Genomic DNA, 20,939 nt, shown 5'->3' with positions numbered 1-20,939 from the left:
ACCGGCGGGTTACTGCGGCGGCGGCGCAGCATCGTCTGCCGCTTTTTTCCCTTTCGGCTTGCCTTTACCTTTAGTGAAGGATTTTTTCGCCCCGGCTGGCGCGGCCAGGCCGCGGAACTGGCGCACTGGCGTGCTCCGCGCCTGATCGATCAGCTGGAACAGCGTCCCCACCAGCGGCTGCATAAAGTCCTGATAGCGGCACTGCTTTTCGCTGATCTGCGTCAGGACCGATTCCCAGTGGGCGGTCATATCCGGACGCGCGGCCATCTCCGGCAGGGAGTGAATCAGCGCCCGGCCAGCGTCCGAGGAGTGGATATAACGCCCCTTTTTGGTCAGGAAACCGCGCTTGAACAGCAGCTCGATAATCCCGGCGCGGGTCGCTTCTGTGCCGAGACCGTCGGTGGCGCGGAGGATCTTCTTCAGATCTTTATCCTGCACGAAACGGGCAATCCCGGTCATCGCCGACAGCAGCGTGGCGTCGGTGAAGTGGCGCGGCGGCTGCGTCTGACGCTCCACCACTTCGCCCTTCTCGCACAGCAGTTCATCGTCTTTGGCCACCACCGGCAGCGGCGTGCCGTCGTTCTCTTCATCGCGCTCTTTGCTGCCCAGCAGCGTCCGCCAGCCAGCCTCTGCCAGAAAACGCGCCTTGGCGACAAACTTGCCGTTAGCGATCTCGAGGTCAATCTGGCATTTGCGGAACACCGCGTCCGGGCAGAACTGCATCAGATACTGCCGGGCGATCAGGTGGTAGACCTTCGCTTCGTTATCGGTGAGCTTGACCTGGCTGCTGCGGGCGGTCGGGATAATCGCATGGTGCGCATCGACCTTTTTATCATCCCAGCAGCGGTTGCGGATCTCCGGATCCATCACCGGCTGCGGCAGCAGGTCCGCCGCATGGACGGCAATCGCATTCAGCACCGCATGACGGCCGGCGAAGTGCTCTTCCGGCAGGTAGCGGCTATCCGAACGCGGGTAGGTAATGAGCTTGTGGGTTTCGTACAGCTTCTGGCAGATATCCAGCACGTTTTGCGCGCTGAAGCCGAAACGTTTGGCCGCCTCAATCTGTAGCGCCGACAGCGAGAACGGCAGCGGCGCGGGTTCGGAATCGCGCTTATCGTTATAGCCGGTCACCAGCGCCGGCTGGCCTTCGATGCGCTTAACCACGTGCTCAGCCAGTGGACGATGCAGCAGACGCCCTTCTTCATCCTGATAAGGTTCGCAGGCTTCGCTTGGCACCCAGGTGGCGACAAAACGTTCCTCCTGCGGCGTGACGATATGCGCCTTCACGTCGAAGAAGTCTTTGGCGACGAAGTTTTCAATCTCTTCATCACGGCGAACCACCAGGCCAAGTACCGGGGTCTGCACCCGCCCCACGGACAGTACCCCCTGATAGCCGGCGTTGCGCCCCAGCAGAGTATAGGCGCGGGTCATATTGATGCCGTACAGCCAGTCGGCACGCGCCCGCGCCAGCGCCGACACGCAGAGCGGCACGAACTCGCTGTTGGCGCGCAGGCGATTGATCGCCCGCTCCACCGCCTGCGGGTTGAGATCGTTAATCAGACAGCGCTGCACCTGCTGACGCTTCTCCGGCGCCAGCTGCAGGTAATCGAGTACTTCGTCCACCAGCAGCTGCCCCTCACGGTCGGGGTCGCCGGCATGGATCACTTCCTGCGCCTCGCCAAGCAGACGCTTGATCACATTGAGCTGTTTGGTGACCGAGGGTTTGGGTTGTAGCTGCCATTTCTCCGGCACAATCGGCAGGTCGGTGAGATTCCAGCGGGCATAGCGGCTGTCATAGACGTCCGGCTGCGCCTGCTCCAGCAGATGGCCGATACACCAGGTGACCACCTGCCCGTTGCCGCACTCAATATAGCCATCGCCTTTGCGGTGCGGTTTAGGCAACACATCGGCGATAGCCCGACCGAGACTCGGTTTTTCCGCAATAAACAACCGCATCGAATCAACGGATCTCGATCATGGGTCGTCCGCCGCGGGCGGTGACCAGCTCGCCGATGGCGGCCAGCTTAATGCCGAACTCCGCCGCAGCGGCCTGGACTTCGGCTTCCGCTTCCGGAGTCACCGCCAGCAGCAGGCCGCCGGAGGTCTGCGGATCGCACAGCAGGTCCCGCCACTCCGCCGGCATCTCGCCCATCAGATGGCCGTAGCTGGCAAAGTTGCGCCCGGTGCCGCCCGGCACCGCGCCGGCGGCAATATAGCCTTCCACCCCCGGCAGTTTTGGGATATCGGCATAGCGCAGCTGCGCCTGCACGCCGGCCCCGCGGCACACCTCGCTAAGATGGCCGAGCAGGCCAAAGCCGGTGACGTCGGTCATCGCCTTCACCCCGTCGATGGCGGCAAACGCGGCGCCGGCGAGGTTCATCTGGCACATGGTCTCCGTCGCCAGTCCATGATGCTCTGGCTTGAGCAGCGATTTTTTCTCCGCAGTGGTCAGCACACCGATCCCCAGCGGTTTGGTGAGATACAGTTTGCAGCCCGCCTGCGCAGTGCTGTTTTTCTTGATGCGCTCGGTGGGCACCACGCCGGTGACCGCCAGACCGAAGATCGGCTCCGGAGCGTCAATGGAATGGCCGCCCGCCAGCGCGATCCCGGCCTGCTGGCAGGCAAAGCGCCCGCCCTCCACCACTTCACGGGCAATTTCCGGCGCCAGGGTGTTGATCGGCCAGCCAAGGATGGCAATCGCCATAATCGGTTTCCCGCCCATGGCGAAAATATCGCTGATGGCGTTGGTGGCGGCGATGCGGCCAAAGTCGAACGGATTATCGACGATCGGCATAAAGAAATCGGTGGTGCTAACGATTGACGTGCCGTTACCAAGATCGTAGACGGCGGCATCGTCGCTGGTTTCGTTGCCGACAAGCAGGTTCGGATCGACAAACTTCGCCTGCTCGCTATGCAGGATGGTTTCCAGCACCTTCGGGGAAATTTTACAACCACAACCGGCTCCGTGGCTGTATTGCGTTAAACGAATGGCTTGCTCGCTCATGGACATCTCCTGTCATTGCAATCCCGCTATGTTAGCGCCCAAACGCCAGGGTGGTAAGTACGACAGTCTGAAATCGCGTATGGTTGCTCATTAAGCAGACAAAAAGCCGTTTTTGCGAGACACGGCAATTTTTTCCCGACCATTTTCACTTTTACTTAAAGATGACAGAAATGTGACAACACAGGACTGTCTTCTCTGGAATGATTATGACGTAAGGAAATTCTAATGAAAAAGCGTGTTCTTGCCCTTTGCCTGGCCAGTTTCTTCTCCGTTAACGCCTTTGCTCTGGTTCCCCCCGGGAACGATGTCACCACCAAGCCCGATCTCTACTATCTGACCAATGCCCAGGCCATCGACAGCCTGGCGCTGTTGCCGCCGCCGCCGGCGGTGGGCAGTATCGCGTTTTTAAACGATCAGGCGATGTATGAGCAGGGGCGTCTGCTGCGCAATACCGAGCGCGGGAAGCTGGCGGCAGAGGATGCCAACCTCAGCGCGGGCGGCGTGGCCAATGCCTTCTCCAGCGCCTTTGGTTCCCCAATCACCGAGAAAGACGCGCCTCAGCTCCACAAACTGCTGACCAATATGATTGAAGACGCCGGCGATCTGGCGACCCGCGGCGCGAAAGAGAAATACATGCGCATTCGCCCGTTTGCGTTCTATGGCGTCTCCACCTGCAACACCACCGAGCAGGACAAGCTGTCGAAAAACGGCTCTTACCCGTCCGGGCATACCTCTATCGGCTGGGCCACCGCCCTGGTGCTGGCGGAGATCAACCCGCAGCGGCAAAATGAAATTTTGAAGCGCGGCTATGAGCTCGGCGAGAGCCGGGTGATCTGCGGCTATCACTGGCAGAGCGATGTCGATGCGGCGCGCATCGTCGGCTCCGCGGTGGTCGCTACGCTGCACACCAACCCGGCCTTCCAGCAGCAGTTGCAGAAAGCCAAAGACGAATTCGCCAAAACGCAGAAGTAACGTCATCGCCGTTGAACTCCCGGATGCGGCGCCTGGCGCGCCTTGTCCGGGCTACAAAAACCGCGATTGATTCGAATGGTAGGGGTTGTAGGCCGGGTCAGGTGCGAGCCGCCACCCGGCATAGATGCGGCTCCGAGCCTGCTGCCATCGCCCGGCGGCGCTGCGCTTGCGCGGCCAGCCGGACGGTTCCCTCTCCCTCCGGGAGAGGGCCAGGGTGAGGGGAAGCACTGCAGTATGGTTGTTTATGTTATCTGTGGCTTCAGCGTAGTTTGCGCTCCCGGTTAATCGTCTGCGTTATGTCACTCATGGCGCCGGGAGCGCACAGGGGGCGGCCAGTCGCCGCCGCCCCCTGTACCCCCGGGCTCCGGCCAGCAAAATCGCCGCTGCGCGGTCCCTTCGACTTATCCCTGCAGGCTTCGGGTCGGGCCGAGGCAGCGTCCCTGCAAAACACGGCCCTCAGCCCGCATCCATGCGGGCTGCCCCGGCCTTCCGGGTACGTCTCAGCGATGTTGAGGCCGTCAGCACCGGCAGTTTCAGCAACAATGGTAAATAAATTAACGACAGGTCGTACGAACGTAGGCCGGGTCAGGCGCGAGCCGCCACCCGGCACAAAATCGGCTCCGTGCCCGCTGTCCTTGCCCGGCGGCGCTGCGCTTGCGCGGGCCTACAGACAGTCAGAGCCGGATGCGTTGGCCGGGTAAGGCGCAGCCGCCACCCGACATCACAAGCACCGACTCAGAAGCGCGTCACAAACGGCGCGGTATCCGGCAGGGCAATGGTGGTTGAGGCTTTTAGCTGCGGCGTCCCCAGATAGAGGAAGCCGACAATTTTATCCTGCTCGCGGCACGCGAAGCCGGCCCGCACCACCGGGCTCTCGGTCAATGCTCCGCTGCGCCAGATGCCATTGAATCCCTGGGCCAGGGCCGCCATCTGCATCGCCATCACCGCACAGCCAGCGGACATCTCCTGCTCCCAGCGCGGCACCTTCGGGTGGTCTTCACAGCGCGCGACTACGGTAATGATCAGCGGCGCGCGGAACGGCGCATTGCGGGCTTTCTCTATTCCCTTCTCATCCTGGCCGGCCTCTGTGGCCCCTTTTTCCAGCAGCTGGCTGAAGCGCTCGCGGCCGTCATCGGCGATAATAAAAAAGCGCCACGGCTGCAGGGTGCCATGATCCGGGGCGCGCAGCCCGGCGCGCAGAATGTTTTCCAGCTGTTCGCCAGCCGGGGCAGGTTCCGCCAGGCGAGAAGCGCTCCGGCGATTAAGCAGTAGATCGAGAGCATCCATCTGTATAACTCCTGTGATGTCATTTTTCATAAAATTAACATGCACAAGGATTTTGTTACAGCGTGGTCGGTGATTCCTGCTGACAACCGACGGCTCACTCTTTAGGATAGCCAGACGCGGCGGCCCCTGCGGCCTGCCCTTTTTAGATAACGTTAGGGAGAAGACATGCGAACCCTTTGGCGACTGATTGCCAGCTTTTTTAAATGGACGTGGCGGATACTCAACTTTATTCGCAAACTGGCTCTGAATGCGATCTTCCTGGTGCTGGTGCTGGTGTGTATCGGTATCTGGAGCCAGTTCAGCACCACTACCAGCGAACATGCCGCGCGCGGCGCGCTGTTGCTGGATATTACCGGCGTGGTGGTGGATAAACCTTCCGCCAGCAGCAAGCTCGGCGTAATTGGCCGCCAGCTGTTTGGCGCCAGCTCGGACCGTCTGCAGGAGAACTCTCTGTTCGATATCGTGCAGACCATTCGCCAGGCGAAAGATGACCGCAATATCACCGGTATTGTGCTGGATCTGAAAAACTTCGTTGGCGGCGATCAGCCGTCCATGCAGTACATCGGTAAAGCGCTGCGTGAGTTCCGCGACAGCGGCAAACCGGTCTATGCCGTCGGCAGCAGCTACAGCCAGGGCCAGTACTACCTGGCGAGCTTTGCCAACAAAATCTGGCTCTCACCGCAGGGCGAGGTTGACCTGCACGGCTTCGCCACTAATGGGCTGTACTACAAATCGCTGCTGGATAAGCTGAAGGTCTCCACCCATGTCTTCCGCGTCGGTACCTATAAATCCGCCGTCGAGCCATTCATCCGCGATGATATGTCCCCTGCCGCCCGCGAGGCGGACAGCCGCTGGATTGGCGAACTGTGGCAGAACTACCTCAACACCATTGCCGCCAACCGCCAGATCACCGCCCAGCAGCTCTTCCCGGGCGCCCAGGGCATTATCGATGGCCTGCGTAAAGTGGGCGGCGATACGGCAAAATATGCGCTGGACAATAAGCTGGTGGATGAGCTGGCGACCTCCACGGAAGTGGAAAAGGCGCTGACCAAACAGTTTGGCTGGAGCAAAACGGATAACAATTACCGGGCGATCAGCTATTACGACTACAACGTGAAGACACCGTCTGACGAAGGTTCCGCCATTGCGGTGATCTTTGCCAACGGCGCCATCATGGATGGCGAGGAGACCCCGGGCAACGTTGGTGGCGATACCACGGCTGCGCAAATTCGCGATGCGCGCCTCGACCCGAAAATTAAGGCCATCGTTCTGCGCGTTAACAGCCCGGGCGGTAGCGTGACCGCCTCAGAAATTATCCGTGAAGAGCTGGCGGCAGCCAAAGCCGCCGGTAAACCGGTAGTGGTCTCGATGGGCGGCATGGCTGCATCTGGCGGCTACTGGATCTCCACCCCAGCGGATTACATCGTCGCGAACCCGAGCACCCTCACCGGCTCCATCGGCATCTTTGGCGTAATCAACACCGTGGAAAATACCCTCGGGTCGATTGGCGTCCATACCGACGGCGTCGCCACGTCGCCGCTGGCGGATGTCTCCAGCACCAAAGCGCTGCCGCCGGAAGTGCAGCAGCTGATGCAGTTGAGCATTGAGAATGGCTATCAGCGCTTTATCACCCTGGTGGCTAACGCCCGTAAGAGCACGCCGGAGAAAATCGACCAGATTGCCCAGGGACACGTCTGGACCGGGGAAGATGCCAAAGCCAACGGCCTGGTCGACAGCCTCGGCGACTTCGACGATGCGGTGGCTAAAGCCGCCGAGCTGGCGAAGCTGAAAACCTGGCACCTCAACTACTATCAGGAAGAGCCGACCTTCTTCTCGATGGTGCTGGATAGCCTGACCGGCTCGGTACGCGCCTCGCTGCCGGCGGCCATTCAGGCCTGGCTGCCTGCACCAGTCGCCGCGGCGGCCGAGACGGTGAAAGCGGAGAGCGACAAGCTGGCGGCGTTTAACGACCCGCAGAACCGCTATGCCTTCTGCCTGACCTGCGCCAACATCCGTTAGTACGCAGCGGCTGCCCCGTCTCCCGGGGCAGCCTTTTTCCCGCACCTGCCAACACCGCCACAAAGCCAGCGACCGACACTGTATTTTTTCCTGCGTCTCTTTATACTGCGCCTGTCTACGACCAACCTAAGCGATGCTATGCAAAAAAAATCGATTTACGTTGCCTACACCGGTGGGACCATCGGTATGCAGCGCTCTGAACACGGCTATGTACCCGTTTCCGGCCATCTGCAGCGTCAGTTGGCGCTGATGCCTGAGTTCCATCGTCCGGAGATGCCGGACTTCACGATCCATGAATACCATCCGCTGATGGATTCATCCGATATGACCCCTGAGGACTGGCAGCACATCGCCGACGATATCCGCAGCCATTACGATGAGTATGATGGCTTTGTGATCCTCCATGGTACCGACACCATGGCGTTTACCGCTTCGGCGCTGTCGTTCATGCTGGAAAACCTTGGCAAGCCGGTCATTGTGACAGGGTCACAAATCCCGCTGGCCGAGCTGCGTTCTGATGGTCAGATTAACCTGCTCAACGCCCTCTACGTCGCCGCCAACTATCCGATTAACGAAGTGGCGCTGTTCTTCAACAATCGACTGTTTCGCGGCAACCGCACCACTAAAGCCCACGCCGACGGCTTCGACGCTTTCGCCTCGCCAAACCTCGCGCCGCTGCTGGAAGCCGGGATCCATATTCGCCGTCTCGGTACCCCGCCGGCGCCGCAGGGCCGCGGAGAGCTTATCGTGCACCCCATCACCCCGCAGCCGATTGGCGTGGTGACGATTTACCCCGGCATCTCCGCCGACGTGGTACGCAATTTCCTGCGCCAGCCGGTGAAAGCGCTGATCCTCCGCTCCTATGGCGTCGGCAATGCCCCACAGAATGGCGAGTTTATTCAGGTGCTGGCGGAAGCCAGCCAGCGCGGTATTGTGGTGGTCAATCTGACGCAATGCATGTCCGGGAAAGTGAACATGGGCGGCTATGCCACCGGCAACGCCCTCGCCCAGGCGGGGGTCATCAGTGGTTTCGATATGACGGTGGAAGCGACGCTGACCAAGCTACACTATCTGCTTAGCCAGCAGCTGGATGTTGACGCCATTCGCGCGGCGATGCAGCAAAATCTGCGTGGCGAACTCACCCCCGACGAGGCTTAAGGAGGACGTATGGCACATCGAGCGCTGTTACTGGTTGATTTGCAGAACGACTTTTGCGCCGGCGGCGCGCTGGCGGTTCCTGAAGGCGACAGTACCGTCGAGGTGGCTAATGCGCTTATCGACTGGAGCCTGGCGCGCGGCGAGCCCATCGTCGCCAGCCAGGACTGGCACCCGGCGGATCACGGCAGCTTCGCCAGCCAGCACCAGGTGGCACCCTACACCCAGGGCGAACTCGACGGCCTGGCGCAGACCTTCTGGCCGGATCACTGCGTGCAGCACAGCGAAGGCGCGGCGCTGCATCCGCTGCTCAAACAGCAGGCGATCAACGCCGTGTTCCATAAGGGGCAAAACCGGGTCATTGACAGCTACAGCGCTTTTTTTGACAACGGTCACCGGCAGAAAACTGAACTGGACGGCTGGCTGCGCGGCCAGGGCATCGTGGAACTGACCGTCCTCGGCCTCGCCACCGATTACTGCGTCAAATTCACCGTGCTGGATGCCCTGGCGCTGGGCTATATGGTCAATGTCATCATCGACGGCTGTCGCGGCGTTAACCTGCAGCCGCAGGACAGCAGCCAGGCGTTTATGGAGATGGCCGCCGCGGGCGCCACGCTGTATACCCTCGATGACTGGCGGGAATCTCAGGCCTGATCCCTCCCCCCGGCGCCCTCGCGCCGGGTCTTCTTCTGCCGCCTCGCTATCGTCCATAAATTGAACTCTCTCGCAGTTTCAACAGGTTATTGCTGGTAGTCTGGCAAGGCTGTTTTTTCGCCACGCCATTTCCGTGGCGTGGTTATTTTTTATGTCAAAGAGGAACCACTATGAAACGTTTGCCCTTGCTGGCAGCCTTGCCCTTGCTTTGCGCTTCCGCGCTCTCTGCCCAACCTCTGATGTCCGTCGGCTATTTTAACGGCGGCGGCGACGTCACTGCCGGGCCCGGCGGCGATATCGATAAGCTGGACGTCCGGCAGATCACCCATCTCAACTACTCGTTTGGTCTTATCTATAACGATGAAAAAGACGAGACTAATGCGGCCCTGAAGGATCCCGCTCATCTGCACGAGATCTGGCTGTCGCCGAAGGTGCAGGCGGATCTGCAAAAGCTCCCGGCCCTGCGTAAACAGAACCCGGACCTCAAGGTCCTGCTGTCGGTCGGCGGCTGGGGGGCGCGCGGTTTCTCCGGCGCGGCGGCAAGCAAAGAAACCCGTAAGGTGTTTATTCAGTCTGCGCAGGAAATTGTTGAAAAATATGGTCTGGATGGGATTGACCTCGACTGGGAGTTTCCGGTCAACGGCGCCTGGGGGCTGGTTGCCAGTCAACCGGCCGATCGCGATAACTTTACCGCGCTGTTAAAAGAGCTGCGCGCAGCGTTTGGTACCAGGAAACTGGTCACTATTGCCGTGGGGGCTAACGCAGAAAGTCCGAAAAGTTGGGTGGACGTTAAAGCGATTGCGCCATCGCTCGACTACATCAACCTGATGACCTACGACATGGCCTACGGCACGCAGTACTTCAACTCGAACCTGTATGACTCCAGCCACTGGCCAACGGTCGCCGCGGCGGATAAATACAGCGCCGATTTTGTGGTCAACAATTACCTGGCCGCCGGGCTTAAACCCAGCCAGATGAACCTCGGGATTGGTTTTTATGGCCGGGTACCGAAACGGGCAGTTGAACCGGGGATTGACTGGACGAAAGCGGATGCGCAAAACAATCCGGTCACCCAGCCCTATTTTGGGCCACAGGAGGTCGCGCTGTTTGCCTCACTGGGTTATGACCTGAGCAAAGACACCTACGTAAAATACAACGATATCGTGGGCAAACTGCTCAACGATCCGCAAAAACGTTTTACCGAGCACTGGGACGATGAAGCGAAGGTTCCGTGGCTGTCAGTGCAGTCCGCGGAGGGCAAGCCGCTGTTCGCCCTGTCGTATGAGAACCCGCGATCGGTGGCCATTAAGGCGGACTATATCAAGGCGAAGGGCCTCGCCGGGGCCATGTTCTGGGAATATGGCGCCGATGACCAGAATCAGCTGGCCCGTCAGCTGGCGGAATCGCTGGGGATCAAACACTAGTCACGCCCCTTCCCCTCGGGCTGCGTGACGCAGACAACATCGCCTGCAATGCAGGTATATCGCGCAGCCCGGGATAGGTTATGATGCCAGTTATCCGCTGCGCCACGCGCTGGCGCAGCTTAACCGTTTGACAGGAGGCAGGGGGCCATGGCCTATATCCCCAAAAATTACGCGCGTCTGGAAGTGGGTTACCGCGAAAAGGCGCTCAAGCTTTTTCCCTGGGTGTGCGGACGCTGCTCACGGGAGTTTGTCTACTCCAATCTGCGCGAACTGACGGTGCACCACATCGATCACGACCACTCCAATAACCCGGAAGATGGGAGTAACTGGGAGATGTTGTGCCTGTATTGTCACGATCACGAACATTCCAAGTACACCGAAGCCGATCAGTATGGCTCCACGGTGGTGGCGGGCGAAGATGCGCAAAAGAGCGTCGGTGAGGCCACCTACAACCCGTTTGCCGATCTGAAAGCGATGATGAACAAAAAGTAAGCATGCCGATCTGGCCGCTACGCGCGGTCGTTCACGCTGATGCTGTCCGGCGCGGGGTGACCCCGACGCCGGAACCACGCGCCGCCGGCTGGCGCTTTATTGCAGCTTAACGGTGGCGATCGGCTTTGGCACGATGCCGAAATCTTCCTTCAGCTGCTGTTTACTCTTCATCACCATCTGCCCGCGGGTGTCGATGGTCATGTGCTGGGCGTCGGTGTTATACCGGGCCTGCCACAGCATCACCAGCTGCAGGCTATTTTCCTTTTGCTCCGGCGTCAGCGCCACGCCATCCGGCCATTTTCCCAGCTCCACCGCCGTCGCCAGACGCTGGTAAACTTCCGGAGTCATACTGTCGATAATTTGCTCAATATCCATCTTCCGCTCCACTCCGCTTGGAATAATTTGCTGAATCGTTTCTTCAACCCTTAATCTGCTCGCCATTCTGCTCATCAGTGAAGCTCAGCGACGCCGAATTCACACAATAGCGCTCGCCGGTCGGCTGTGGGCCATCCGGAAACACGTGGCCGAGATGGGCGTCACAATTTCCACAACGGATTTCAATGCGCTGCATGCCGTGCGAATTGTCGGTCAGATAGCGAATGGCCTCATCGCTCACCGGCTCATAGAAGCTCGGCCAGCCGCAACCGGAGTCGTATTTGGTTTGGGAGTTAAACAGCGGCGCATCGCACACCAGGCAGTGATACACGCCATTTTTCTTGTTGTGCAGCAGCCGTCCGGTGAAAGGCGGTTCGGTGCCGTGATGCTGCGTCACGTAAAACTGCATTTCGCTTAAGCCGTTTTTCAGCTCTTCCGGGGAGGGTTTATTCGCCATGGGCTTACATCTCGCTTTGCAATGGACAACTTTCGCTCCAATTCTAACAAAACATTAACAATGAAGCGTGCACTTTTGTTCTAAACTTATGCGGTGCCAACAGGCAGCCAGATAATTGTGACTTAAATCACGTTTTTATCTTAAATGCCCTTTAAAATTCCGCGCGCAGCCCCCATATGGAATTGGGCTCAAAGGGAGAGTGAGGCAAATCAATCGCGCAAGGTGTGCTCAGGATTGATTTGTCGCAATGATTGACACGATTCCGCTTGACGCTGCGTAAGGTTTTTGTAATTTTACAGGCAACCTTTTATTCACTAACAAATAGCTGGTGGAATATATGACTATCAAAGTAGGTATCAACGGTTTTGGCCGTATCGGTCGCATTGTTTTCCGTGCTGCTCAGAAACGTTCTGACATCGAGATCGTTGCAATCAACGACCTGTTAGACGCAGAGTACATGGCTTACATGCTGAAGTATGACTCCACTCACGGTCGTTTCGACGGTACCGTTGAAGTGAAAGACGGTCATCTGGTCGTTAACGGTAAAAAAATCCGTGTTACCGCTGAACGTGACCCGGCTAACCTGAAGTGGGACGAAGTTGGTGTTGACGTTGTTGCTGAAGCAACCGGTATCTTCCTGACCGACGAAACCGCTCGTAAACACATCACCGCTGGCGCGAAAAAAGTCGTTCTGACTGGCCCGTCCAAAGACAACACCCCGATGTTCGTTCGCGGCGCTAACTTCGAAACTTACGCTGGCCAGGACATCGTTTCCAACGCTTCCTGCACCACCAACTGCCTGGCACCGCTGGCTAAAGTTATCAACGACAACTTCGGTATCGTTGAAGGCCTGATGACCACCGTCCACGCGACCACCGCGACTCAGAAAACCGTTGATGGCCCGTCTCACAAAGACTGGCGCGGCGGCCGCGGCGCAGCTCAGAACATCATCCCGTCCTCTACCGGTGCTGCTAAAGCAGTAGGTAAAGTACTGCCAGAACTGAACGGCAAACTGACCGGTATGGCGTTCCGCGTTCCGACTCCGAACGTATCCGTTGTTGACCTGACCGTTCGTCTGGAAAAAGCAGCGTCCTACGAAGAAATCAAGAAAGCCATCAAAGCCGCTTCTGAAGGCGCAATGAAAGGCGTTCTGGGTTACACCGAAGACGACGTTGTTTCTACCGACTTCAACGGCGAAGTTTGCACTTCCGTGTTCGATGCTAAAGCAGGTATCGCACTGAACGACAACTTCGTGAAACTGGTTTCCTGGTACGACAACGAAACTGGCTACTCCAACAAAGTTCTGGACCTGATTGCTCACATCTCCAAATAAGTTGAGATGAAAAAGTAATCTGTAAGAGCGACTTCGGTCGCTCTTTTTTTTGTCTGCAGAGATAGGATTGCACAATGATAAATAAAATTTTTGCTCTCCCGGTGAATGAAACCATTTCTCCCGTGATCTCCCGTCGCCAGCTGGACGACCTGGAGCTGATTGTCATCGACCATCCGCAGGTGAAAGCCTCTGTGGCGCTGCAGGGAGCGCACCTGCTCTCCTGGAAACCCGCCGGTGAAGAAGAAGTCTTGTGGCTGAGCAACAACACCCCATTTAAACAGGGCGTCGCCCTGCGCGGCGGCGTGCCGATTTGCTGGCCCTGGTTTGGCCCTTCCGCGCAGCAGGGTCTGCCGTCGCACGGCTTTGCCCGCAATCTGCCATGGACCCTGGAAGGTCATGACGAAGACGACAGCGGCGTCATGTTGACCTTTGCGCTCCAGCACAGCGCCGAAACCATGAAGCTCTGGCCGCACGAATTCACCCTCTATGCCCGCTTTAAGCTGGGCAAGACCTGTGAAATCGAGCTGGAAGCCCACGGTGAATTCGAGACCACCTCTGCCCTGCATACCTACTTCAACGTCGGCGATATCGCAGCGGTGAAAGTGAGTGGTCTTGGAGAGCGCTATATCGATAAAGTGAAGAATGCCGAAGAAGGCGTCCTGAGCAACGGCGTGCAGACCTTCCCGGACCGCACCGACCGCGTCTACCTTAACGCTGACAGCTGCAGCGTGATCCATGACGATGCGCTTAACCGCACTATCGACGTCGTGCACCATCATCAGCACAACGTGGTGGCCTGGAACCCGGGCCCGGCGCTGTCCGTCAGCATGGGCGACATGCCGGACGATGGTTACAAAACCTTCGTTTGCGTCGAAACCTGCTGCGTGACCCAGCCGCAGAAAGCCAGCGAAGAGACCCCCTCTCGCCTGGCGCAGACCATCAGCCTGAAAAAACGCTAACAGCAAAAAGCCCCGTTTCCGACGGGGCTTTTTTCTCCGCTGGCTGAGGTGCTGATTAAACCATATCCAGCCGGGTTTTTCGCGGCGGTGGCGGATAGAGGCGATCCAGCTGCGCGAGCTCTTCCGCACTGAGGACGATATCGAGCGCGGCGGCATTCTGCACCACATGCTCAATACTGGCCGCTTTCGGGATCGCCAGCACTCCCGGATGACGAATCACCCAGGCGAGCAGCAGCTGCGCGACTGTCACCCCCCGCGCGTTAGCCATATTAATGATATCGGTATGCTGAAAAAGTCCATCGCGTAAGCGCCCCGCCTGCGCCAGCGGGCAGTAGGCCATCACCGGCAGAGTGTGCTGCTGGCACCAGGGCAGGAGATCGTATTCAATGCCCCGCGATGCGAGATGATAGAGCACCTGGTTGGTCGCGCAGCGTTCGCCACCCGCCGTCCGCCACAGCGCCTGCATATCGTCGGTGTCCAGATTAGAGACGCCCCAGCGGCGGATCTTGCCCTCGGCCACCAGCCTCTCCATCGCCTCGACCGTCTCCTGCAGTGGGATATCCCCGCGCCAGTGCAGGAGATACATATCGAGATAGTCGGTCTGCAGCCGGCGCAGGCTGTTTTCACAGGCGCGGCGCATCGCCGTTCCGCCGGCGTGCCAGGGATAGACTTTGGACACCAGCACCACGCGATCGCGCAGGCCGCGGATCGCCTGCCCGACGACCTCTTCCGCCCCACCGTCGGCATACATTTCCGCCGTATCGATCACCGTCAGTCCGTGGTCGATGCCCGCGCGCAGTGCAGCCACTTCCTGCTGACGCTGCGCCGCATTTTCGCCCATATACCAGGTGCCCAGCCCGATGGCCGGAACCGCCGCCTGCTCGCCAAAGCGTACTGTTTTTTTCACCGTCTCCTCCTCTTTAGCTTTCTGCACCACCATAAAGCAAAACAGGGCGTGAAGCCCTGTTTTGATGCATAAAGCGCACTGTAATGATGCACAATCAGAAGGTGTAGGTAATCCCGGTTGAGATCAGGCCGCTCCAGGATTTGTCCACCATCGGGCTGTCGGTAATTTCATCCGACAGACGGGTATAGCGTGCAATGCCGTATACGCTCCAGTCGCCGAGGAAGCGATAGTTAGCCGACAGCTCCAGATACGGGTTCCAGCTGCTGTCCGGATCGTAGCTGCGCATGCCGCTGCGACGGGACTCATGCTGCGAGACACCATAGTAGTATTCGTTCTGATTGTCGCTGTTCCACTCCACGCCAATGCCCGGCGTCAGCGTCAGGTTACCATTGGTGTAGCGGTACAGCCAGGCGAGATCCCAGTTGATACCATTACTGTTATCCAGCGTATCGCCTGCAATCGTCGTGCGCAGGAAACCATAGGGCGTGTTGTGGACATAAGACAGACCGGCCATCACGGTCGATTTACGTTTATCCAGTTGACGCATTTGCGCGCTGTCGCTGTCGCCCGGCTTGAAGTACATCGGCGACCAGTAGGCCGTTATTGACAGCTTATCGTTGGTGTCGTTCCACAGGTAGTAGCCCCCGCCCAGACCGTGGAACCAGAAGTTATCGCTCTCATAACTAATGACCGGCACCGGGTAGACATCCGCATCATATTGCTTATACGGATGTTCGACGATGCCTACGCCAGCCCCAAGAGTGAACTTCCCGTCGGCATGCGCCGCGCTGGCGGACGTCGCAATCAGCACGCCGAGTGCCAGAAGTTTGATTTTAGTCACAATCCATATTCCCGTTGTCAAATTATCAGCCCGTGCAGTTTACCGTCGTAGGCCTCATGCCTCAAATTCTTTACCCGACATGACACAAATCGTTCACTTTCCCACCCTTCTCTTACCATGAGGTGACAGCCCGGTGACAGCTTCGCGTCCTGGCGTGTCAAAAAGCGTCATTTTCAGGATGAGTTATTGATATGTCATTGAAATTGATTTTCTGCGGCATGCAAGATTTCTAAATGCATCTACGCTTAAATTTAGAAGGTGTAATTGCAGGGCACATTCACGCTACTCCACCCGCAACCTGGCATAAGGGTTGCTGGATATCTGGAGAGCGACGTTCAGCTTATGTCTTCCGGGGGCCCCCACTACTCATATGAACGGCTCTCAACCTGTGCTAAAAAACGAAAGGACGGCATGCCATGAATATATTCGATCACTATCGCCAGCGCTATGAAGCTGCCAAGGACGAAGAGTTCACACTGCAGGAGTTTCTTACCATCTGCCGGCAAGATCGCAGTGCCTATGCCAATGCGGCAGAACGTCTGTTGATGGCCATTGGTGAACCCGTCATGGTTGATACGGCTCTCGAGCCGCGGCTATCCCGTCTCTTTTCAAACCGGGTTATTGCACGCTATCCGGCCTTTGAAGAGTTTTACGGTATGGAAGACGCCATTGAGCAGATCGTTTCCTATCTCAAGCATGCCGCCCAGGGGCTGGAAGAGAAGAAACAGATCCTCTATCTGCTGGGGCCGGTGGGCGGTGGTAAATCGTCGCTGGCTGAACGGCTGAAAGCGTTGATGCAGCGCGTGCCCATCTATGTGCTGAGCGCCAACGGCGAGCGTAGCCCGGTCAACGATCACCCGCTGTGCCTGTTTAATCCGCAGGAGGATGCCCAGATCCTTCAGAAAGAGTATGGCGTGCCCACCCGCTACCTCGGCACCATCATGTCGCCGTGGGCGGCCAAGCGCCTGCACGAGTTTGGCGGCGATATTACTAAATTCCGCGTGGTCAAAGTCTGGCCATCGATTCTTGAGCAGGTCGCCATCGCCAAAACCGAACCCGGTGATGAAAACAACCAGGATATTTCGGCGCTGGTGGGTAAAGTGGATATCCGTAAACTGGAACACTATGCGCAAAACGACCCGGACGCTTATGGCTACTCCGGTGCGTTGTGCCGTGCCAACCAGGGGATTATGGAATTCGTCGAGATGTTTAAAGCGCCGATTAAGGTGCTACATCCGCTGCTGACCGCCACCCAGGAAGGGAACTACAACGGGACCGAAGGGATCTCTGCCCTGCCGTTTAACGGGATAATCCTCGCCCACTCCAACGAATCGGAATGGGTGACCTTCCGTAATAACAAGAACAATGAGGCCTTCCTCGACCGCGTCTATATCGTCAAGGTGCCTTATTGCCTGCGTATCTCCGAAGAGATCCGCATCTATGAAAAATTGCTCAACAGCAGCGAGCTGACCCACGCGCCGTGCGCCCCGGGCACCCTGGAAACGTTGGCGCGCTTCTCGATTCTGTCGCGCCTGAAAGAGCCGGAAAACTCAAGCATCTACTCGAAAATGCGGGTCTATGATGGCGAAAGCCTGAAAGATACCGACCCGAAAGCGAAATCCTATCAGGAGTATCGCGATTACGCCGGGGTGGATGAAGGGATGAACGGGCTCTCCACCCGTTTTGCCTTTAAGATCCTGTCACGGGTGTTTAACTTCGACCATGTCGAGGTGGCCGCCAACCCGGTGCATCTGTTCTATGTCCTGGAGCAGCAGATTGAGCGCGAACAGTTCCCGCAGGAGAACGCCGAGCGCTACCTGGAGTTCCTCAAAGGCTATCTGATCCCGAAATACGCCGAGTTTATCGGCAAAGAGATCCAGACCGCTTATCTGGAATCCTACTCCGAGTACGGGCAGAACATTTTCGATCGCTATGTCACCTACGCCGACTTCTGGATCCAGGATCAGGAGTATCGCGATCCGGACACCGGTCAGCTGTTTGACCGTGAGTCGTTGAATGCTGAGCTGGAGAAAATTGAGAAGCCGGCCGGGATCAGCAACCCGAAAGACTTCCGTAACGAAATCGTCAACTTTGTGCTGCGCGCCAGAGCCAACAACAGCGGACGTAATCCGAACTGGACCAGCTACGAGAAACTGCGCACGGTTATCGAGAAGAAAATGTTCTCTAATACCGAGGAGCTGTTGCCGGTCATTTCGTTTAATGCCAAAACATCAACCGATGAGCAGAAAAAACACGACGACTTTGTCGACCGCATGATGGAAAAAGGCTACACCCGCAAACAGGTTCGCCTGCTCTGCGAGTGGTACCTGCGGGTTCGTAAATCGTCCTGATGCGTCAAGCCCGGCGGCACGCCGCCGGGTCAACTGCAGCTGAATGATGATAAGCAAAGTTGGCTAATGCAGTACAGGAGGGCATATGACCTGGTTCATAGACCGACGCCTGAACGGGAAAAACAAAAGCGCCGTCAATCGCCAGCGCTTTTTGCGCCGTTATAAGGCGCAGATTAAACAGTCGATTTCCGAGGCTATCAACAAGCGCTCGGTCACCGATATTGAGAGCGGAGAATCCGTCTCGATCCCGACGGACGATATCAACGAGCCGATGTTTCATCAGGGGCGCGGCGGCCTGCGCAACCGCGTCCACCCGGGCAACGATCATTTTGTGCAAAACGACCGGATTGAGCGCCCGCAGGGCGGTGGCGGCGGCGGTGGCGGCGGTCAGGGGCAAGCCAGCGCCGACGGCGAAGGGAAGGATGAGTTTGTCTTCCAGATTTCGAAAGATGAGTACCTGGATCTGTTATTTGAAGATCTCGCCCTGCCGAACCTGAAGAAGAATCAGCACCGGCAGCTGAATGAGTTTAAAACCCATCGCGCGGGCTTTACCTCGAATGGGGTGCCAGCCAACATCAGCGTAGTGCGTTCGCTGCAGAACTCGCTGGCCCGCCGTACGGCGATGACCGCTGGCAAGCGCCGTGAACTGCGCGCCCTGGAGGAGGATCTGGAGACCATCAGCCGCAGCGAACCGGTGCAGCTGCTGGAGGAGGAGCGCCTGCGCAAAGAGATTGCTGAGCTGCGCGCCAAAATTGAACGGGTGCCGTTTATCGACACCTTTGACTTGCGCTACAAAAATTACGAAAAACGGCCGGAGCCCTCCAGCCAGGCAGTGATGTTCTGCCTGATGGACGTCTCAGGCTCGATGGACCAGGCCACCAAAGACATGGCCAAGCGCTTTTATATCCTGCTGTATCTGTTCCTCAGCCGGACCTATAAAAACGTCGATGTGGTCTATATCCGCCACCATACCCAGGCAAAAGAGGTGGATGAACACGAATTCTTCTATTCTCAGGAAACCGGCGGCACCATCGTCTCCAGCGCCCTGAAGCTGATGGATGAAGTGGTGCAGGCCCGTTATGACCCGGCGCAGTGGAACATCTACGCCGCCCAGGCGTCGGATGGCGACAACTGGGCCGATGACTCCCCGCTGTGCCACGAACTGCTGGCGAAGAAAATCCTGCCGGTGGTGCGTTATTACAGCTACATCGAAATTACCCGCCGGGCGCATCAAACCCTGTGGCGCGAGTATGAACATCTGCAGGCGACCTTTGATAATTTCGCCATGCAGCATATCCGCGACCAGGAAGATATCTACCCGGTATTCCGCGAACTGTTTCACAAGCAGTCATCTAAAAGTGAAGCTTAATTAAATACTCAGCCAGTGAGTCGAGTGACTTGCTGGCTGTTTTCCTCAGACACAAGGCCCGATGGCACATCCATACATCATGTAAAATGGAAACAACGGGGCCATGGCGACGGCGCCAAGTGAGCTAATCGTTTTGGTCTTATCATTGATTGATACCACAACGGGGTGCGCTAACTGGTAGGCGGCGGCCAGATCTGACGCGTCCGATGCAGTCCAAAATCCTGTCGCTTTAAACAACACCCCGAGGCGATCGTTATCAATTTGCACCGCATGATACTGATTCACCAGCTCGCTATGCTGCCCGGCATCCAGTTTGCGCTGATCCATCACTACCAGATATTCCGCCGTCACCTCATGTTGTTCCACGACAAAGTTAACCCGCACGCCGGAAGCCTGTTGATGAAAGCGTTCATAAAAGGTCTTATAACGCTGATATTCCTGAGGCACACCGTCACGGACAAAGCGGTAACTGTATTTCGCTGAGCTGGCGACAATACCGGACTCTGTGGGTTTCATCGCCACAATGGTATCCCGAGGCGGCAAGTTTGGCGTGCTGGTACATCCTGCGAGTATCGCTACCACCACCAGCGATAAGACATATTTCATCATTTTCAGCCGTTCCTGTTTGCGATTTTCTCTATGACATCTGGCGTTTTTTTAACACTCCAGGTACAAATCCCTAACCCTGTGTATCATAACTGCCTAATCTGCTTCAAACATTCGCGCGATCGTCAGCGTTGAACTGTTTCTACTCTCAGGAGCCTGCTATGACCCCTTTTTATCAATTGACGGCTACCCGCCTGCGCGGCCAGCCCCTCTCAATGTCTGACTATGCTGGCAAGGTGGTTCTGGTGGTGAATACGGCCAGCCATTGTGGCTTCACACCGCAATACGCTGGCCTGGAAGCGCTCTACAAAAAGTACGCGGCTCAGGGGCTGGTAGTGCTTGGTTTCCCGTGCAACCAGTTTGGTAAGCAGGAACCCGGCGGTGCGGATGAAATCGAGCAGACCTGTCACGTTAACTACGGCGTGAGCTTCCCGATGTTTGAGAAAGTGGACGTCAACGGCCCCGCCGCACACCCGCTGTTTCGTTATCTGAAACAAGCGTTGCCCGGCGTGCTCGGCGGACGGATCAAGTGGAATTTCACCAAGTTCCTCATCGCTCGCGACGGCACACCCCTCGCGCGTTTTGCGCCGTTGACGACGCCGGAGAAAATGGAGGCCTCCATTGTCGCGGCCCTCACGCGCTGAGTGTTCCCGTCATGCCACGTTCACCCAGCGGCGGCTGGCTGCCCATACAAGGTAGACGTCGCTCTCACGCGGCCAGCAACCGTCTGTTGC

The 20,939-nt window shown here is 57.7% G+C and carries 19 protein-coding genes; 11 read left to right on the top strand and 8 right to left on the bottom strand.

Translation table 11 applies throughout. The features are described from left to right. Positions 1–9 precede the first annotated feature (9 nt). Complete coding sequence (locus tag N438_RS28520; RefSeq protein ID WP_023297427.1) at positions 10–1,956, bottom strand: DNA topoisomerase III; 1,947 nt, start codon at positions 1,954–1,956, stop codon at positions 10–12. 4 nt (positions 1,957–1,960) lie between these two features. Then, the gene (selD, locus tag N438_RS09135) at positions 1,961–3,004 is read right to left on the bottom strand and encodes a selenide, water dikinase SelD (protein ID WP_008807620.1); all 1,044 of its coding nucleotides are present in this window, start codon (positions 3,002–3,004) and stop codon (positions 1,961–1,963) included. Between the two features lie 225 nt (positions 3,005–3,229). Here selD and phoC point away from each other — a divergent pair, with 225 nt between their 5' ends. Next, entirely contained in the window at positions 3,230–3,976 is a 747-nt protein-coding gene (phoC, locus tag N438_RS09130; RefSeq protein WP_008807621.1) for an acid phosphatase PhoC, read from the top strand. A 735-nt stretch (positions 3,977–4,711) separates the two neighbouring features. Here the strand turns inward: phoC and N438_RS09120 are convergent. Continuing rightward, complete coding sequence (locus tag N438_RS09120; protein WP_008807622.1) at positions 4,712–5,263, bottom strand: NAD(P)H nitroreductase; 552 nt, start codon at positions 5,261–5,263, stop codon at positions 4,712–4,714. A 165-nt stretch (positions 5,264–5,428) separates the two neighbouring features. Between N438_RS09120 and sppA the strand changes: the two genes are divergently transcribed. From sppA to yajD, 5 genes are all read left to right on the top strand, one after another. After that, entirely contained in the window at positions 5,429–7,282 is a 1,854-nt protein-coding gene (sppA, locus tag N438_RS09115; protein WP_008807623.1) for a signal peptide peptidase SppA, read from the top strand. A gap of 138 nt (positions 7,283–7,420) precedes the next feature. Then, positions 7,421–8,440, top strand: coding sequence for an asparaginase (ansA, locus tag N438_RS09110; protein WP_008807624.1), 1,020 nt, complete (start codon positions 7,421–7,423; stop codon positions 8,438–8,440). Between the two features lie 9 nt (positions 8,441–8,449). After that, positions 8,450–9,091: a bifunctional nicotinamidase/pyrazinamidase gene (gene pncA / locus N438_RS09105; protein WP_012542094.1), complete on the top strand. Its 642-nt coding sequence runs from the start codon at positions 8,450–8,452 to the stop codon at positions 9,089–9,091. Positions 9,092–9,261: 170 nt separating this feature from the next. Next, entirely contained in the window at positions 9,262–10,515 is a 1,254-nt protein-coding gene (locus N438_RS09100) for a glycoside hydrolase family 18 protein (protein WP_012968474.1), read from the top strand. 147 nt (positions 10,516–10,662) lie between these two features. Beyond that, entirely contained in the window at positions 10,663–11,007 is a 345-nt protein-coding gene (yajD, locus tag N438_RS09095; protein ID WP_002901254.1) for an HNH nuclease YajD, read from the top strand. Between the two features lie 96 nt (positions 11,008–11,103). Here the strand turns inward: yajD and N438_RS09090 are convergent, their stop codons facing one another. Both N438_RS09090 and msrB read right to left on the bottom strand, forming a co-directional pair. Then, the gene (locus N438_RS09090) at positions 11,104–11,382 is read right to left on the bottom strand and encodes a YeaC family protein (protein ID WP_004203787.1); all 279 of its coding nucleotides are present in this window, start codon (positions 11,380–11,382) and stop codon (positions 11,104–11,106) included. 43 nt (positions 11,383–11,425) lie between these two features. Next, positions 11,426–11,839, bottom strand: a complete 414-nt coding sequence (gene msrB, locus N438_RS09085; protein WP_008807627.1) for a peptide-methionine (R)-S-oxide reductase MsrB — start codon at positions 11,837–11,839, stop codon at positions 11,426–11,428. A 337-nt stretch (positions 11,840–12,176) separates the two neighbouring features. Here msrB and gapA point away from each other — a divergent pair, with 337 nt between their 5' ends. Beyond that, positions 12,177–13,172: a glyceraldehyde-3-phosphate dehydrogenase gene (gene gapA / locus N438_RS09080; protein ID WP_008807628.1), complete on the top strand. Its 996-nt coding sequence runs from the start codon at positions 12,177–12,179 to the stop codon at positions 13,170–13,172. Between the two features lie 74 nt (positions 13,173–13,246). Next, positions 13,247–14,131, top strand: a complete 885-nt coding sequence (locus N438_RS09075) for a D-hexose-6-phosphate mutarotase (protein WP_008807629.1) — start codon at positions 13,247–13,249, stop codon at positions 14,129–14,131. A gap of 55 nt (positions 14,132–14,186) precedes the next feature. Here the strand turns inward: N438_RS09075 and N438_RS09070 are convergent, their stop codons facing one another. Beyond that, a complete protein-coding gene (locus N438_RS09070) occupies positions 14,187–15,071 on the bottom strand; it encodes an aldo/keto reductase (protein ID WP_049010421.1) in 885 nt (294 codons plus the stop codon). Positions 15,072–15,132: 61 nt separating this feature from the next. Beyond that, entirely contained in the window at positions 15,133–15,879 is a 747-nt protein-coding gene (locus N438_RS09065; RefSeq protein WP_008807631.1) for a MipA/OmpV family protein, read from the bottom strand. A gap of 416 nt (positions 15,880–16,295) precedes the next feature. Here N438_RS09065 and yeaG point away from each other — a divergent pair, with 416 nt between their 5' ends. Both yeaG and N438_RS09055 read left to right on the top strand, forming a co-directional pair. Continuing rightward, positions 16,296–18,230, top strand: coding sequence for a protein kinase YeaG (yeaG, locus tag N438_RS09060; RefSeq protein ID WP_008807632.1), 1,935 nt, complete (start codon positions 16,296–16,298; stop codon positions 18,228–18,230). Positions 18,231–18,315: 85 nt separating this feature from the next. Continuing rightward, complete coding sequence (locus N438_RS09055; RefSeq protein ID WP_012968476.1) at positions 18,316–19,599, top strand: YeaH/YhbH family protein; 1,284 nt, start codon at positions 18,316–18,318, stop codon at positions 19,597–19,599. Between the two features lie 45 nt (positions 19,600–19,644). On the opposite strand, the gene N438_RS09050 is transcribed toward N438_RS09055, so the two are convergent. Then, positions 19,645–20,208: a hypothetical protein gene (locus N438_RS09050; RefSeq protein ID WP_008807634.1), complete on the bottom strand. Its 564-nt coding sequence runs from the start codon at positions 20,206–20,208 to the stop codon at positions 19,645–19,647. A 158-nt stretch (positions 20,209–20,366) separates the two neighbouring features. Between N438_RS09050 and N438_RS09045 the strand changes: the two genes are divergently transcribed. Then, positions 20,367–20,849, top strand: a complete 483-nt coding sequence (locus tag N438_RS09045; RefSeq protein ID WP_012968477.1) for a glutathione peroxidase — start codon at positions 20,367–20,369, stop codon at positions 20,847–20,849. Positions 20,850–20,939 lie beyond the last annotated feature (90 nt).

It is taken from the genome of Klebsiella sp. GL120222-02 (assembly GCF_003097195.1).
GTDB classification, from domain to species: domain Bacteria; phylum Pseudomonadota; class Gammaproteobacteria; order Enterobacterales; family Enterobacteriaceae; genus Klebsiella; species Klebsiella variicola.
This window is presented reverse-complemented; position numbering and strand designations above follow the sequence as displayed.

Bases quoted from the DNA above. Each gene is read 5' to 3' on its own strand.
- N438_RS28520 (WP_023297427.1), bottom strand. From the start codon at position 1,956: ATGCGGTTGTTTATTGCGGAAAAACCGAGTCTCGGTCGGGCTATCGCC.
- selD (WP_008807620.1), bottom strand. From the start codon at position 3,004: ATGAGCGAGCAAGCCATTCGTTTAACGCAATACAGCCACGGAGCCGGT.
- phoC (WP_008807621.1), top strand. From the start codon at position 3,230: ATGAAAAAGCGTGTTCTTGCCCTTTGCCTGGCCAGTTTCTTCTCCGTT.
- N438_RS09120 (WP_008807622.1), bottom strand. From the start codon at position 5,263: ATGGATGCTCTCGATCTACTGCTTAATCGCCGGAGCGCTTCTCGCCTG.
- sppA (WP_008807623.1), top strand. From the start codon at position 5,429: ATGCGAACCCTTTGGCGACTGATTGCCAGCTTTTTTAAATGGACGTGG.
- ansA (WP_008807624.1), top strand. From the start codon at position 7,421: ATGCAAAAAAAATCGATTTACGTTGCCTACACCGGTGGGACCATCGGT.
- pncA (WP_012542094.1), top strand. From the start codon at position 8,450: ATGGCACATCGAGCGCTGTTACTGGTTGATTTGCAGAACGACTTTTGC.
- N438_RS09100 (WP_012968474.1), top strand. From the start codon at position 9,262: ATGAAACGTTTGCCCTTGCTGGCAGCCTTGCCCTTGCTTTGCGCTTCC.
- yajD (WP_002901254.1), top strand. From the start codon at position 10,663: ATGGCCTATATCCCCAAAAATTACGCGCGTCTGGAAGTGGGTTACCGC.
- N438_RS09090 (WP_004203787.1), bottom strand. From the start codon at position 11,382: ATGGATATTGAGCAAATTATCGACAGTATGACTCCGGAAGTTTACCAG.
- msrB (WP_008807627.1), bottom strand. From the start codon at position 11,839: ATGGCGAATAAACCCTCCCCGGAAGAGCTGAAAAACGGCTTAAGCGAA.
- gapA (WP_008807628.1), top strand. From the start codon at position 12,177: ATGACTATCAAAGTAGGTATCAACGGTTTTGGCCGTATCGGTCGCATT.
- N438_RS09075 (WP_008807629.1), top strand. From the start codon at position 13,247: ATGATAAATAAAATTTTTGCTCTCCCGGTGAATGAAACCATTTCTCCC.
- N438_RS09070 (WP_049010421.1), bottom strand. From the start codon at position 15,071: ATGGTGGTGCAGAAAGCTAAAGAGGAGGAGACGGTGAAAAAAACAGTA.
- yeaG (WP_008807632.1), top strand. From the start codon at position 16,296: ATGAATATATTCGATCACTATCGCCAGCGCTATGAAGCTGCCAAGGAC.
- N438_RS09055 (WP_012968476.1), top strand. From the start codon at position 18,316: ATGACCTGGTTCATAGACCGACGCCTGAACGGGAAAAACAAAAGCGCC.
- N438_RS09050 (WP_008807634.1), bottom strand. From the start codon at position 20,208: ATGATGAAATATGTCTTATCGCTGGTGGTGGTAGCGATACTCGCAGGA.
- N438_RS09045 (WP_012968477.1), top strand. From the start codon at position 20,367: ATGACCCCTTTTTATCAATTGACGGCTACCCGCCTGCGCGGCCAGCCC.